The following is a 13,429-nucleotide window of genomic DNA, read 5'->3' as shown; positions in this document are numbered from 1 at the left end:
GGAGTTCCATCATGGCTGTTGCCGCTGCCAATGTTCTCGAGGCCCGAGCCGTCTCACTGAGCTATCGCCACAAGCGCGAGGCCCAGCCCGTGCTGCGTGATTTATCGCTGCGACTGAAAGCCGGTGAAGTACTTGCCGTACTGGGCTCCAGCGGATCCGGAAAGTCATCATTGCTGCGGGTCCTGGCGGGCCTGCGCCGGCCGGATCATGGCCAGGTGATGATGGGCGAAAAAGAATTGAACGGCCCACACCCGCGCATCGGGTTGATGTTTCAGGATCCGTGCCTGCTGCCCTGGCTGAACCTGGAGGCCAATGTGGCATTTGGCCTGAATTTCAAGCGGCAGCAGCGAATCAGCAAGCAGGAAAAGCGTGAGCGGGTCCAGTCTGCCCTGGAAGAAGTCGGCCTTGAACATGCTGCGGCCGCTTACCCGGCGGCTCTGTCTGGCGGCATGGCCCAGCGTGGTGCCCTGGCGCGCTGCCTGGCCCGGCAGCCGGAGGTTCTGCTGCTGGACGAGCCTTTCAGTGCACTGGATGCAGTCACCCGCAGCCAAATGCAGCAGCTACTGCTGAGCGTCACCCAAAACCATGGCACAGCCGCCATTCTGGTAACGCACAACATTGATGAAGCACTGCATGTTGCCGATCGCGTAGTGCTTCTGGGAGGCCAGCCAGTGTGCGTTGCCGGCACATGGGATCTGAGTGGCCACAGCCGGGACGGCAGCAATCCCGTATTGGTCCGCAGCCGCCGCGAGATCGTCACCGCACTGGGCCGCGGGCGCTTCGATCAACAGCACGGCACTCGAGACCGCCTGCAGGCTGTCCCCGGATAACGCACATTTCATGAACATGCCGGATTCCGAACCATGACAGACACCATCTCGCATTCACGCCGGCGGATTCTCAAGCTGTCGGCCCTGTTTACAGCCGCGGGAGCGGCACCGTTGCTGAGCATGCTGAGCTCGGCTCTGGCGGCTGAGCCCTCAGCGCCTGTGCGCGTGGGTTATCTGCCGATTACCGATGCGGCCCCGTTGCTGATCACCCACCAGAATCAACTCTGGCAGGCGCAGGGGCTGAAAGTGGAGCAACCCCGCATGTTCCGCAGCTGGGCGCAGCTTGTGGAGGCCTTTCTGAGTGGTCGGGTAAACGTGGTGCATATGCTTTCTCCGATGAGCGTTTATGCCCGTTACGGCAGCAAATCCCCGTCAAGGGTTGTTGCCTGGAACCACGTGGATGGTTCCTCCCTGGCGGTGGCGGCAGATGGCAACTACAAAGAGATCAAGGATCTTGGTGGCACCACGATTGCGATTCCTTTCTGGTACTCCATCCACAACATCATTCTTCAGTATCTGTTCAAGAAAGAGGGGCTTGAGCCGATCGGCGAAGGCACTCCCGGTGACCAGCAGGTAAAACTTGTGGTGATGGCGCCTTCAGACATGTTGCCCGCCATGGCTACTGGCCGGGTGGCCGGCTATATTGTGGCTGAGCCGTTTGTCGCCCTGAGTCAAGTCCGAAACATCGGCCGGGTGCTGAGATTTACTGGGGACGTATGGAAAGAGCACGCCTGCTGCGTGGTCATGATGCACGAGCATGATCTTGAGGCCCGCAGCAAGTGGTCACAGAAAGTGGTCAACGGCATTGTCGAGGCTCAGGCCTGGGTTCGGGAAAACAGGAAGGAAAGCGCTCGCCTTCTGTCGCGTGCCGGCGCGCAGAGATATATGCCGCATACGGAGGAGGTTCTGGCCAAGGTGCTGGCGCCGTCACCAGAGGACAACGCGTTCCATGCATCCACCGGGGCCATTCGCCACGGGGAGTGGGACTCTCACCGCATTGACTTCCAGCCTTACCCCTATCCCAGCTATACAGAGCGCATGATTGAAATGCTCAAGGAAACCTACGTGGAAGGCAAGCGGGATTTCCTCACGAACTTGGCGCCCGAGTTCGCGGCACAAGACCTTGTCGACGATCGTTTCGTCAAGCATGCGATCGGCCGCGTCGGCGGCATGAAGGTGTTCGACCAGCCGGAGTCGTTTACCCGAACGGAAATCATTGATGCCTGACTCCGTAACAGCCAATGGGCCGGGACGTGATTCTGCGTTACCGGAGAACAGCCTGAATATTGGTTTGAGCCTGGCGGGCCTGTGTGTTCTGCTCGGGCTCTGGTCGATCGGTGTACGACTGCTCCAGCAAGATCTCCCTCTGGCTGCCATGCTGGCACCCGGTGATGCCCTTGGCAGTCTTTACAGCTTGCTGGCAAGAAATGAACTGACGACCGATATTTGCGCAAGCCTGCGCCGCGTTCTCTTGAGCCTGTTGGCCGCGCTGGCTATTGGAATGCCCATCGGCATTCTGATCGGGCTGTCAAGGGTTGCAGACAGAATGACCGGCAGTGCGTTCCAGTTTCTGCGGATGATTTCGCCGCTGTCGTGGATGCCGATTGCAGTGATGGTATTCGGGATCGGCGACGCGCCTGTGTACTTCCTGCTTACCGCTACTGCGGTATGGCCAATGATCATCAATACAGCGGCCGGTGTGCGCCAGCTCGACCCTCAGTGGCTGATGCTCACCCGCAGCCTGAGCGCCACGCGGTGGGAAGCTCTCGTACGGGTCGTGATGCCGGGTATACGGGGGCACGTACTGACCGGAGTGCGCGTGGCCATCGGCATGACCTGGATCCTGTTGATTCCCTGCGAAATGCTGGGGGTCAGCTCCGGCCTGGGTTACTTCATTCTGGACACCCGGGACCGCATGGCTTACTCGGAACTCATGGCAGTCATTGTTCTGATCGGCGCGCTCGGATTTCTTCTGGACGCCTCCGTACAGCAACTGCATCGCATGTGGACGCACGGTGACGAGGACTGAGCGCTTTGCTCAGCGTTGCCTGACCCGAGTTGTACTCGGCCATCCAAGCGAACCTTTTCCGCAGCGTTCCGGTGCGACAGGTCGTGGGGGTCAGCCGATCGACATGCTGAGCAAGCCTTTGAGCGGCATCATCCGCATCAGCGATGGCTGGTCATCGAACCCAATCGGTTGATCGTTCACCAGGATCGTAGCTCGCCTGGGGTTGTACGATGAGTCGGGTTCTTTTGATGGGGTCTTTAATCGAGGTGCGTGGCGCCTTGCAACCCGCCGAGCTGAGCTCGGCGGGTTCTGTCGTCGCCGGTAGCGAATATGCTAAGGCGTCTGCCAGCGAACGGCCACGAAGGCGGCGCGGCGGGCGGCGTTGTAGCCGGCGATCGGTTCGTACTTCTTGTCGGTCAGGTTCTCGATTCTGCCTTCCAGGCTCAGGCCCGCGCCCAGCGGCCAGCCGGCGCGCAGGTGGACGAGGGTGTGGCTGGGCAGTTCGACGCCGAAGTCCGGGCGCTTGCCGACGTGGACGACTTCGCCGCCGATCCAGCCGCCGTTGGTGAAGGTGCGATCGAGGGTCAGCGAACCCTTGAAGTCGGCGCGCCGGAGCAGGTCGGTGTGCTGAGAGCGGTTGACGGCATCCTGCCAGGTCAGGTTGGATTCTGCCCGCCACTGGCGGGTGGTCCAACGGTAGCCCAGCTCGGCGCCGCGGATGCGTGCCTTTTCGACGTTGACGGCCTCGAAGTCGACGCCGGTGAAGGCAATCAGGTCGTCGATTTCATTCTGGTACAGGCTCAGGCTCAGGCCGTGGCCACCCGGGCCGGACCAGTCCAGGCCGACTTCGCCGCTGAGCGAGGTTTCAGGGTCAAGGTCGGGGTTGCCCGCGTACTGGCCGGCAAATCCGGGCGAGTACAGCTGGCTGAAGGTCGGCGCGCGGAAGGCCCGGCCCAGGCTGGCCGAAAGCCGCAGGCTTTCGGTGAAGCGCCAGCCGCCGGCCAGGTTGCCGGTCAGCGCCGAGCCGAACTGGCTGTCGTGGTCGGCGCGCAGGGCGGCCTCCCATGAAAGCTGTCGGTCGCCGCCGTCCAGGCCGGTCCAGATGCCGACGTTGTCGCGGCTTTCGTCGAATGAGTCGTCGGTGTCGCCATCGACCTGCCAGGCATCGACGCCGAGCAGCCAGGTGCCGCTGCCGACGCCGCGTTCGGCCTGAAAGCCGGCCTGCACACGGCGGGTGACGGCGTCTGCGATGCTGAAGCCGTTATCGGTTTCCATGTTGTCGTGATAGAAGGCGGCCGAGCCTTCCCACGTCCACGGGCCGCGGGTGGCCTGTCGGTAGCTGCCGCTCAGGGCGTAGTTGAGGAAATCGGTTTCGCCCTGATCAAACTCGACGTCGCCGCTGGCGGCACGCGCTGACCAGTTGAGCTGGCCGTCACCGAGCGGGTGGTCGCCGCGGGCGCTGAAGCTCAGGTTTTCGAAACCGTCATTGTCGGGGTCATAGGAGGGGCCGGAGGGATTCTGGGCCGAGAAACCGTTGGTGCGACGAGCCGAAGCGTTGAAGCCGATGAATCCGTTGCCGACCTGCGCGGCCAGCTGTCGATCATCATAGCGACCGTAGGCGGCGCGTGCGCCGCCGCCATCGGGCAGGCGGGTGAAGATCTGAATGACGCCGCCGATGGCGTCCGAGCCCCAGCGCGCCGCGCGCGGCCCGCGCACGATTTCGATGCGCTCGATGATGGACGGATCGAGAATCTCCCAGGTGAAGCCGCCCGAACCCGCTGCGCTCACGCGCACGCCGTCGACGAGCACGAGCACGTGGTTGGAGTTGCTGCCGCGCATGAACAGGCTGGTTTGCCCCCCAGGGCCGCCGCTGCGGGCGACGTCGATGCCGGCCTGAAGCCGCAGCAGCTCCAGCAGATCCGGCGCCTGGACGCGCTCGATGTCGTCGCGAGTGATCACGGAAACAGCCGCCAGAGAGGCGTCGATCGACTGCTGCGTTCGCGTCGCCGTGACCTGGACGGTATCGCCATCAAAGGTTGAGTCGGCGGCAGAAAGGCCGCTCGAGATCAGCATGCCGGCGCTCGCCAGCACGCTCAAGGTGGTGCGTTGCATGTGTGCTCCTTGCGCTCACCCGCGCATCAAGCCGGGTGGGTGGCAGGGCAGCGCCACCGACAGCGAAGGAAAATGACTGTCGTCGACACCGGTCGCCCGCCGCAACCCGGAAGTTCAGACTGATGCAGCGAGCCCGGTCTCCTGACTTCCGGTGGCCGGCTGTGGCGGGCCCAGGCTGGATCCTTCCCCCATTCCTTTCGGCGGAGTGGATTTATCCAGCAACATCAACGCCTGTGCGTCAATGCCGGTTACAGTTGCGGGGGCAGTTCCGGACTTGCACCGGCTTCCCGAAAACTCACTGCGATTTGGCAAAAAGAAAGCCGGCGGCAGCGCCGACCGACCATCAGGATTATAACGCAGTGCCGGCACCGGTGTGGGGCCGGTAAACGGTGACGCGGACTGGCAGGCCTCAGCTGGCGTCGGTTTCGTGCTGGTCGCGGATGGCCTCGCACTTGTCGGTCAGGCCGGCCTGCAGTTCGGCCAGATCGAAGTCGTCGACGCTGATCACTTCGAGGACGCGCTTGCGCAGGTCGGTGAGCACTTCGATCTCCTTGTCGGCAAGCAGCTTCTTGTCGCGAGCCTGTTCGAGCTGCTGCTCGAAGGTGTAGCCCTCGATTTCGCCTGCCCGCAGCGCCTTGGAGAACTTGCGCTCGACCGGTTCGGCTGCGATCACATCCGGCAGCAGTGCTTCGAGCACGCCCAGCCAGTGGCCTTCACGATTGGTCTTGTAGATGCCGCGGGCCAGGCGGTCGCGCGTCTCGGATGGTGACAGCAGCAGCGCGGCGACCTTGTGCCCCAGGCGGTCGTTGGGCGGACGCTCGACACGGCCGAAGGGGAAGATGATCAGGCGCAGAAACGGGCGCGCCCAAGCCATGGGGTAGTTGTCGACCACGCCGTACATGGCCTGTTGAATCTTGAAGATGGCGTCGTGAAAGGCCCAGGCCAGGATCGGCTGATCGGCGGCCGGGCGGCCGTCGTGTTCGAAGCGACGCAGCATGGACGAGCAGATGTAGAGATGGCTCAGGGCGTCGCCCAGCCGTCCGGAGATTTTCTCCTTCATTTTCAGCTTGCCGCCGTAAGTGAGCATGGCGATATCCGCCAGGAAGGCAAAGGCGGCGCTGTAGCGGCTGAGCTTGCGGTAGTACTTGCGGGTGCGCCGGTCGCCGGGGACGACCGCAAAGCGGGCAAAGCTCAGGCCCAGCACGAACGCGCGCACGGCGTTCGAGATCGAATGGCCAACATGGCTGAACAGCAGTTTGTCGAATTCGATCAGGCGCTCGTCTTCGTCTTCGATCTCGAGCGCCTTGAGCTCCTTGAGCACGTAGGGATGGCAGCGGATGGCGCCCTGGCCGAAGATCATCAGCGAGCGCGTGAGGATGTTCGCGCCTTCGACCGTGATCCAGATCGGCGCGCCCTGCCAGGCGCGGCCCAGATAATTCTTCGGGCCCAGAATGATGCCCTTGCCGCCGTGGATGTCCATGGCATCCTTGACAATGTCGCGCCCGTATTCGGTGGCGTGGTATTTGGCAATGGCGCCGGGTACGGACGGGCGCTCGCCATCGTCGATGGCCGAGGCGGTCTGGCGCGACAGCGCGCTGATCGCATAGGTGTGGCCGGCAATGCGGGCCAGCGCCTCCTCGATACCTTCAAAGCGGCCGATGGGCAGGTTGAACTGCTTGCGGATGCGCGCGTAGGCGCCAGTGACCAGCGCCGCGGCCTTGGAGCCGCCGGAGGTTGATGACGGCAGCGAGATGGCGCGACCGACCGACAGCGACTCGATGACCATGCGCCAGCCGTTGCCGGCGTGCTCGACGCCGCCCAGCAGGTGGTCGAGCGGTATGAACACGTCCTTGCCGCGGATCGGGCCGTTGGGGAAGGGCACGTTGAGCGGCATGTGGCGCCGGCCGATGTCAACGCCCTCGGTGTCAGCCGGCAGGAGCGCCACGGAAATGCCGATGTCCTCGCGATCGCCAATCAGGCCGTCGGGATCGTACAAACGGAAGGCCAGGCCGACCACGGTTGCTACTGGGGCGAGCGTGATGTAGCGCTTTTCGAAGTTGAGCTTGATGCCGAGGACTTCCTCACCCTTGTAGTTACCCTTGCAGACCACCCCGTAGTCGGCAATCGAGGTGGCATCTGAACCGGCGACCGTGCTGGTCAGGCCGAAACAGGGAATTTCTTCGCCCGAGGCCAGGCGCGGGAGGTAGTGGTTTTTCTGCTCGTCGCTGCCGTAGTGCAGCAGCAGTTCGGCCGGGCCCAGGGAGTTGGGTACGGCCACGATCGAGCCGACCATCGGCGACACACCCGCCACTTTCTCGAGCACGGCGCGGTGGGCGGTGGCCGAGAAGCCCAGGCCGCCGAACTCCTTCGGAATGATCATGCCGAAGAAGCCGTGCTTGCGCATATGGTCCCAGGCCTGTTCGGATACGCCGGCGCGGTAGTGGGTGTTTTCCCATTCGTCGAGCATGTCGCACAGCTCCTGCACCGGCCCATCGACGAAAGCCTGTTCTTCGGTGCTCAGCTCATGCAGCGGCTTCTTGACAAAGCGGCTCCAGCGCGGATTGCCGGCGAACAATTCGCCTTCGAACCCGACCGTGCCGGCGTCCAGGGCGGCCTGCTCGGTTTCTGAAATCTGCGGGGTCATGGTGCCAAAGGCGTCCATCGCTGCTCGGGTGAGCAGCTCGCGCCGCCAGCCGCGGTTGACGAGCACGGCGGCCACGGGAATGAACAGCACCCAGAAGATGATCAGCGAGATCCAGCCGGGCTCGCCGGCAATGGTGAAGCCCAGGCCCACCAGGCCGGTGACGATGGCCCAGGTGTTGATCGAAGCACGAAAATAGGCGCAGGCCAGCCCCGCAACGAGCAGGGCTAGCAGGAAAAGAAACAGGGTCATATCAGCTTGCTCCCTGGGTGGCCTGCCGCTTGAGGAACGGCGTGACGGCGCCCATGAAATGGTCGTTGCGATCTCCGGCCAGCGTGTGTGAGGCTTCTTCCACGGTGGCCTGCTCGGCGTGCGGTGCCAGCTTGAGAAACTCTTCGATGTGTTCCTGGCCAATGATTTCGCTTTGGCCGCCGGCCACCAGCAGAGTGGGAATCTTGAGTCTGCGCGAAGCCGACTTGAGCCGTGACTGGAGGTTGCTGCTCTTCTCGGCCAGCGCCAGCATGGCCGGATCCCAGTGCCAGTACCAGCGTCCGTCGCGCCCCTGACGCAGGTTGCGCGTCAGCCCGTCGCTGGAACCGTTGCGCTTGCGGTGCGGCAGGAAGCCACCGACGGCCTCGATGGCGTCATCAAGGGTTTCGAAACCCCGGGGATTCTGGCGCATGAACGCCAGCATGGCCTCCACGCCGCTGTCATCCCAGCGCGGCGCGATGTCGACCAGCACCAGCGCGGCCAGATCCACCTTGGGTTTTTCCGAGTGGGCAAGCAGTGCCGTGAGGCCGCCCATCGAGGCGCCGATGACCGCTGGCCGGTTGGGCAGGGATGCGCACACCCGGCGGAAGTCTTCGATGAACTGCTCGAAATCGTACTCGCCACTGGGTGCGCGATCGCTCTCACCGTGACCGCGCGCGTCATAGCTGACCGCCTGCCAGCCGGCAGCGGCCAGCTGGCGTCCGGTACTTTCCCAAGCGTATTGTGTCTGGCCGAAGCCGTGCGCCATGAGCACACAGGGCGCACGGTCGTCGCCATAATAGCGCAGGCTCAGCCGGATGCCGTCATCGGTCCATATCTGGCGGCGGCGAATGTCGTCGTTGAGTTTACGCACAGCTTCCATACGGCAGAGTATGGGTTTACCCTGTTCATTAGTCAATGCAATGTCATATTGGTTCGGTCTGGCCGGCACACAAGAGCTTGCGGTCACTTCCGAACGCTGGAAGGGGTACCATCGCGGATCATCATGGTCAAATCAAGTACAGATCGCAGTACGGGCGACAAATTGCCCCTGACGCCGGCTGACTGGGAGCAGGCGGCATTGGCGCTGATTGCCGAAAAAGGGATGGCCGCACTGCGGGTCGAGCCCCTGGCGCGCCGTCTGGGCATTACCAAGGGAAGCTTCTACTGGCACTTTCCGGGCCGCGACGAGCTGTTGGTGCGGGCGGTCGAGCGCTGGGAGCGGCAGGATCGCCAGCACCTGAAGCTGTCGTTGAGTACCGCCAGTGCGCCGGCCGAACGGTTGGCCGATTTTGTCTGGCGCACCAGTCGGCAGACGCTCACCCACCGGGTGTATGCCGCCCTCTGCGCCAGCCCCGATCATCCCGCCATCGGGCCGGTGCTGCGGCGGGTAACGGAGCGCCGCATCAAGTATCTGGCCGCCGCCCTGGAAGAGCTGGGTCTGGGTGAATGCCCGGCCCGCCACCGCGCCCATCTGATGTATTCCTCTTACGTCGGTTATCTGCAGCTCCAGGCCCAGGGTCTGGTGCCCGACAAGGATGAGCCCGAGTTCGATAGTTATGTGCAGCATGTCATTGAGGCCTTGATCGAAGACTGATGGGTTTGCTGGTTGGCTGGTTCGACGTCTGATGTCGTTGCGGGGCGGCTTCGCCGCGCGAGGATGGTATTGGCGGATATGCTTGCTGAACCAGCTAACCAGCTAACCAGCCAACCAGCTAACCAGCTAACCAGCCAACCAGCCAACCAGCCAACCAGCCAACCAGCCAACCAGCCAACCATCACGGTCGGTGTTCCCGTTCCAGATAGTCGTGGCTCTGCATCTCGATCAGGCGTGAGGTGGTGCGCTCGAAGGGGGCGGCGAGCTGCTCGCCGGTGTAGAGCTGTTGTGGCGGCGCTGCAGCGGAGACGATCAGCTTGACCGAGCGGTCGTAGCATTCGTCGACCAGGTGAATGAAACGCCGCGCGGCGTCGTTGTCGCGCTCGACCATGACCGGCACCTCACTGACGAACACGGTGTCGAAGCGCCGCGCCAGGTCGATGTAGTCACCGCTGGAGCGCGCGCCCTCGCACAGGGTCTGAAAGTCGAACCAGACCACCGGCCCGGCGCGGCGCAGCGGTTGAATGGACCGGCCGCGCACCGTGAGCGGGCGGGTCTGGACGCGCTCGCCGCGGGCCAGGGCGGCAAAGCGCTCGCGCATGGCGGCTCTGGCCTCATCGTCGATGGGGTGGTAATAGATCTGTTGGCGCACCAGTTCGCGCAGCCGGTAATCGGTGGCCGCCTGCAGGTGAACGACCTCGCAGTGTCGCTCGATGGCTTCAATGGCGGGAATGAAGCGCCGGCGCTGCAGGCCCTCGGCATACAGCTCGCGCGGGGCGGTGTTGCTGGTTGCCACCAGGCACAGGCCGCGTTCGAACAGGGTCTCGAGCAGGCCGCCCAGCAGCATGGCGTCGGCGATGTCGCTGACATGGAATTCGTCGAAGCACAACACCCGACAGCGTGTGGCGATCTCGCCGGCAATGGCCGGCAAGGGATCGCGCTGGCGATCTCGCTTGCGCAGCGCAGCGTGGACATGATCCATGAAGCGGTGAAAGTGGATGCGCCAGACCGGGACGTCAGTGGCTTTCAGGCTGTCGGCGAAAAGGTCCATCAGCAGCGTCTTGCCGCGGCCGACCCGGCCGTGCAGATAAAGCCCGCGCACCGGCCGATGGCGCCGGCGGCGCCGGTCGATCCAGCGTGCCGGTCGCGCGAGCAACGCCGCATGACGCTGCTCCAGCGCCTGGGCAATGGCTTGCTGCGCGGCGTCGGACTTGAGCTCGCCGCCATCGACGAGCGCCCGATAGCGGGCCAGTGGACCGTCTTGAATCATTGGCTGTTCAGTGTGCCCCGGGGGTGACGCTGATTGCTGCGCTGCCGTCTCGCTCAGGGCAGGTTGGGCCGGACATGGTTCTTGATCAGGCCGCGCAGGTCCATAAGGCGGCGGTGGAAGAAGTGCCCGGTGCCTTCCATGACCACCAGGTTGGCGTCCTGTCCGAGTTTTTCGGCCCAGTCATAGACCGCCTCGGGCGAGACAACCTCGTCTTCGTCGCCCTGCACCACCAGCCACGGGCAGTCGGGGGCCTGCAACTCGGCAAAGCCGTAGCGCTCGACCGGCGGTGCAATTGAAATCAGCTGGCGAACCGGCTGATCCTGGGCGACTTTCAGCGCAATGTAGGAGCCGAACGAAAAGCCGCCCAACCAGAGGTCGTCGTCGGGCCGGGTCGTGCGCAGCCAGTCCAGCACCGCCAACAGGTCGTCGACTTCGCCCTCGCCGTCGTCGAACTCGCCTTCGCTGTCGCCGACGCCACGAAAGTTGAAGCGCACGGTACGCAGCCCCAGCTCGCGCAGGCTGCGCTCCATGATGGTCACCACCTTGTTGCGCAGGGTGCCGCCGTGCTGTGGGTGCGGGTGGCAGAGAATGGCTGTGGCCGGGCGTTCCTCGCCGGCTTCGGGCACATCGGCCAGGCACTCGATCCTGCCGGCCGGGCCGGTGATGAAGAATTCGGCGGATTCGGTCGGAAACTCGCCCGGATTGGTATCCATTGAGGTGTCCTTGACAGTTGCCAGCGCTGTTTGCGGGCCCCACAGCGCCATTTCAGTGATCGGGACGTGCCGCTGAAACTTGCCTGAGTGCCCGCCGCGGGGGCATCATCATAACTCACCCGTCCATTCCGCGTCTGGCATGAATCATCTCGCCCATGTGGTGCTCGCCGGCTCTGATGAAGGCCTGCGCCTGGGAGCGTTTCTGGGCGATCACGTCAAGGGACGCCAGGCCCTGGAAGATCTGCCTCCCAGCTGGGCAGCAGGGGTCGAGCTGCACCGGCGGATCGATTCCTTCAGCGATGCCCATCCCGCAGTCATCGGCCTGCTCGAGCGTCTCGAGCCGCCGTGGCGTCGCTATGGCGGCGTGATCTTCGATGTGCTGTTCGATTACATGCTGAGCCGGCACTGGTCGCGCTTCGGGCCCACCGGGTTGAAACAACTGGCCGCCGAGATCGACGAGCTGCTGGCTCGTCATCAGGCGCAGCTGCCGCCGCGGCTGGTGCGTTTCAGTCATTGGGCACGCGCTCAGCGCCTGTGGCAGCGTTACGGCGAGCGCGCCATGCTGGAAAAAACGTTCTCGCTACTGGCTTACCGCCACGGGCGGCGCTGGCCGCTGGCCGCCGGGGTCCGGTTGCTCGATGCGCACGACCGCGCCATCGAAGCCGCGTTTCTGACGTTGTTTCCCGATCTTCAGGCCCGCGCCCGCGAAGACCGCAAGCAGCTCTACTGCACCTGGTCGAGCATGTAGTCAACCGAGGCGGTGACCTGCTCATCACTGAGATCCGAACGGCCGCCGCGCGCCGGCATGGCGTTGAAGCCCTCGATGGCGTGCGTCAGCAGCGTCTCGCGACCCTTGTCCAGGCGGTCGCTCCAGTCGCCGGCTTCGAGCTTGGGTGCTCCGGCCGCGCCGGTGTCGTGGCAGGTCGAGCAGACCCGGGAGTAGATCATCTGGCCGTCGGTCGAGCCGTCGAAAGCGACTTCGGCCTCGGCACTGGCGGCGGCTTCTTCGGCCGCGGCCTGAGCGGCCGCGCGCCCGGTTTCACCGGCATACACGCCGGCTACGGGTTGCAGGCGCTCATCCACCGCGGCCTGACGCGCGGTGCTCTGGTCGGGCTCGTAGGCGTAGTAGTGAATCACCAGTGCCAGAATGATGATGACCACCATGAAAGCGGTCAGCGCGGCCACCACCACACTGAACGTTTGGATGAATTGACGATCATGTTGCTCGGACACGCCGGACGGACCTCACGATTGACTGAAAATACAATACGGCCCGCATGACGGACCCCGGGAAAAACGCGATTATACCGTCTGTTTGGCGGTGCTTGCAGGCGCCTGCCTCAGCCGTACGCTGAGGGCGGTTCCGGCCGCTGCGCCGGCCACGGGCAACACGCCGGCCAGCAGGGCCATGGAGTTGCCCGGGCTGATCAGCCCCACCAGCAGTATGGCCGGCAGCGCCAGCAGGACGCCCACGGCCAGCCCCCAGGCTGCCTGCGGTGCGGCTGCTGCCGCCATGGTCCCGCCAGCCAGGCTGCCGACAAGCCAGATCAGCGCCGGTATCGGCAGCAGCGGCCACACCACCGGGGGGGCAAAGCCGTCGCCGGCCTGCACATACAGCGTCGATGCCGGCAGCAGCACGGTCAGACCCGCTGATATCGATTCGATCAGAATGACCGCAACGACCAGGCCCGAGGTGACCGCGACTGGAGTGCGCATGAACAAGCTGTTTTCCGGATGCTGACGTGCCGCCAGTGTACCCGACGCCGCGGCGCGCGGCCGTAACGCGACCCGGAGTGAGAAAAATCGCGGTTTTCGGTTACAATAAAGCGCTGCACGCGCCCGTAGCTCAGGTGGATAGAGTGTCGGTTTCCGAAGCCGAAGGCCGCAGGTTCGAATCCTGCCGGGCGCGCCAGTTTTCAATCGAAGCCGTTTCCGCTCAAACAGCCACCGTCCTGCCCACGGCGCATTCGAACCTGCGGCACATGACAAGTCAGGTTCGCATTGTGCGC

12 protein-coding genes, 1 tRNA gene and 1 riboswitch are annotated in these 13,429 nt (G+C 64.1%); of the genes, 6 read left to right on the top strand and 7 right to left on the bottom strand.

What is annotated here, in order from left to right; translation table 11 throughout:
- The first annotated feature begins 11 nt into the window (after window positions 1-11).
- Genes ACEWQZ_RS02170 through ACEWQZ_RS02160 form a run of 3 tightly spaced genes read left to right on the top strand, consistent with a single transcriptional unit; the run spans window position 12 to window position 2,859 of the window.
- Window positions 12-830: an ABC transporter ATP-binding protein gene (locus ACEWQZ_RS02170; protein ID WP_476481427.1), complete on the top strand. Its 819-nt coding sequence runs from the start codon at window positions 12-14 to the stop codon at window positions 828-830.
- Between the two features lie 33 nt (window positions 831-863).
- Window positions 864-2,057 carry an ABC transporter substrate-binding protein gene (locus ACEWQZ_RS02165; protein WP_476481426.1) on the top strand — a complete coding sequence of 398 codons (1,194 nt, stop codon included), beginning with the start codon at window positions 864-866 and terminating at the stop codon, window positions 2,055-2,057.
- The gene (locus ACEWQZ_RS02160; protein WP_476481425.1) at window positions 2,050-2,859 is read left to right on the top strand and encodes an ABC transporter permease; all 810 of its coding nucleotides are present in this window, start codon (window positions 2,050-2,052) and stop codon (window positions 2,857-2,859) included. Before ACEWQZ_RS02165 ends, ACEWQZ_RS02160 begins: the two co-directional genes overlap by 8 nt.
- Window positions 2,860-3,171: 312 nt before the next feature.
- Here the strand turns inward: ACEWQZ_RS02160 and ACEWQZ_RS02155 are convergent, their stop codons facing one another.
- The 3 genes from ACEWQZ_RS02155 to ACEWQZ_RS02145 all read right to left on the bottom strand — a co-directional run bounded on the left by ACEWQZ_RS02155 (window position 3,172) and on the right by ACEWQZ_RS02145 (window position 8,723).
- Entirely contained in the window at window positions 3,172-4,950 is a 1,779-nt protein-coding gene (locus ACEWQZ_RS02155; RefSeq protein WP_476481424.1) for a TonB-dependent receptor domain-containing protein, read from the bottom strand.
- 114 nt (window positions 4,951-5,064) lie between these two features.
- A riboswitch (cobalamin riboswitch) is annotated at window positions 5,065-5,289 on the bottom strand.
- A 70-nt stretch (window positions 5,290-5,359) separates the two neighbouring features.
- Window positions 5,360-7,843 carry an acyl-CoA dehydrogenase gene (locus ACEWQZ_RS02150; RefSeq protein ID WP_476481423.1) on the bottom strand — a complete coding sequence of 828 codons (2,484 nt, stop codon included), beginning with the start codon at window positions 7,841-7,843 and terminating at the stop codon, window positions 5,360-5,362.
- 1 nt (window position 7,844) lies between these two features.
- A complete protein-coding gene (locus ACEWQZ_RS02145; RefSeq protein ID WP_476481422.1) occupies window positions 7,845-8,723 on the bottom strand; it encodes an alpha/beta fold hydrolase in 879 nt (292 codons plus the stop codon).
- Window positions 8,724-8,885: 162 nt separating this feature from the next.
- Between ACEWQZ_RS02145 and ACEWQZ_RS02140 the strand changes: the two genes are divergently transcribed.
- Window positions 8,886-9,437, top strand: a complete 552-nt coding sequence (locus ACEWQZ_RS02140) for a TetR/AcrR family transcriptional regulator (RefSeq protein ID WP_476481421.1) — start codon at window positions 8,886-8,888, stop codon at window positions 9,435-9,437.
- Window positions 9,438-9,618: 181 nt separating this feature from the next.
- Here the strand turns inward: ACEWQZ_RS02140 and zapE are convergent, their stop codons facing one another.
- Entirely contained in the window at window positions 9,619-10,707 is a 1,089-nt protein-coding gene (zapE, locus tag ACEWQZ_RS02135; protein WP_476481420.1) for a cell division protein ZapE, read from the bottom strand.
- Between the two features lie 53 nt (window positions 10,708-10,760).
- Entirely contained in the window at window positions 10,761-11,420 is a 660-nt protein-coding gene (locus tag ACEWQZ_RS02130; RefSeq protein WP_476481419.1) for an alpha/beta hydrolase, read from the bottom strand.
- Window positions 11,421-11,559: 139 nt separating this feature from the next.
- On the opposite strand from ACEWQZ_RS02130, the gene ACEWQZ_RS02125 reads away from it, so the two are divergent.
- On the top strand, window positions 11,560-12,168 hold the full coding sequence (locus tag ACEWQZ_RS02125) for an acyl carrier protein phosphodiesterase (protein ID WP_476481418.1): 609 nt from the start codon (window positions 11,560-11,562) through the stop codon (window positions 12,166-12,168).
- Here ACEWQZ_RS02125 and ACEWQZ_RS02120 read toward each other — a convergent pair.
- Together ACEWQZ_RS02120 and ACEWQZ_RS02115 are read right to left on the bottom strand one after the other, a co-directional pair.
- Complete coding sequence (locus ACEWQZ_RS02120; RefSeq protein ID WP_476481417.1) at window positions 12,144-12,653, bottom strand: c-type cytochrome; 510 nt, start codon at window positions 12,651-12,653, stop codon at window positions 12,144-12,146. The two genes, ACEWQZ_RS02125 and ACEWQZ_RS02120, sit on opposite strands and share 25 nt — an antisense overlap.
- A 69-nt stretch (window positions 12,654-12,722) precedes the next feature.
- The gene (locus ACEWQZ_RS02115; RefSeq protein WP_476481416.1) at window positions 12,723-13,136 is read right to left on the bottom strand and encodes a hypothetical protein; all 414 of its coding nucleotides are present in this window, start codon (window positions 13,134-13,136) and stop codon (window positions 12,723-12,725) included.
- Window positions 13,137-13,255: 119 nt separating this feature from the next.
- On the opposite strand from ACEWQZ_RS02115, the gene ACEWQZ_RS02110 reads away from it, so the two are divergent.
- Window positions 13,256-13,332 (top strand) — tRNA-Arg (locus ACEWQZ_RS02110).
- Window positions 13,333-13,429 lie beyond the last annotated feature (97 nt).

The organism is Wenzhouxiangella sp. YN1 (assembly GCF_056324145.1).
The sequence above is the reverse complement of the archived record's forward strand: the minus strand, read 5'-3'. Positions and strand labels throughout refer to the sequence as shown.

Excerpts from the sequence above, each read along its gene's own strand:
- ACEWQZ_RS02170 (WP_476481427.1), top strand. The coding sequence starts at position 12 with ATGGCTGTTGCCGCTGCCAATGTTCTCGAGGCCCGAGCCGTCTCACTG.
- ACEWQZ_RS02165 (WP_476481426.1), top strand. The coding sequence starts at position 864 with ATGACAGACACCATCTCGCATTCACGCCGGCGGATTCTCAAGCTGTCG.
- ACEWQZ_RS02160 (WP_476481425.1), top strand. The coding sequence starts at position 2,050 with ATGCCTGACTCCGTAACAGCCAATGGGCCGGGACGTGATTCTGCGTTA.
- ACEWQZ_RS02155 (WP_476481424.1), bottom strand. The coding sequence starts at position 4,950 with ATGCAACGCACCACCTTGAGCGTGCTGGCGAGCGCCGGCATGCTGATC.
- ACEWQZ_RS02150 (WP_476481423.1), bottom strand. The coding sequence starts at position 7,843 with ATGACCCTGTTTCTTTTCCTGCTAGCCCTGCTCGTTGCGGGGCTGGCC.
- ACEWQZ_RS02145 (WP_476481422.1), bottom strand. The coding sequence starts at position 8,723 with ATGGAAGCTGTGCGTAAACTCAACGACGACATTCGCCGCCGCCAGATA.
- zapE (WP_476481420.1), bottom strand. The coding sequence starts at position 10,707 with ATGATTCAAGACGGTCCACTGGCCCGCTATCGGGCGCTCGTCGATGGC.
- ACEWQZ_RS02130 (WP_476481419.1), bottom strand. The coding sequence starts at position 11,420 with ATGGATACCAATCCGGGCGAGTTTCCGACCGAATCCGCCGAATTCTTC.
- ACEWQZ_RS02125 (WP_476481418.1), top strand. The coding sequence starts at position 11,560 with ATGAATCATCTCGCCCATGTGGTGCTCGCCGGCTCTGATGAAGGCCTG.
- ACEWQZ_RS02115 (WP_476481416.1), bottom strand. The coding sequence starts at position 13,136 with ATGCGCACTCCAGTCGCGGTCACCTCGGGCCTGGTCGTTGCGGTCATT.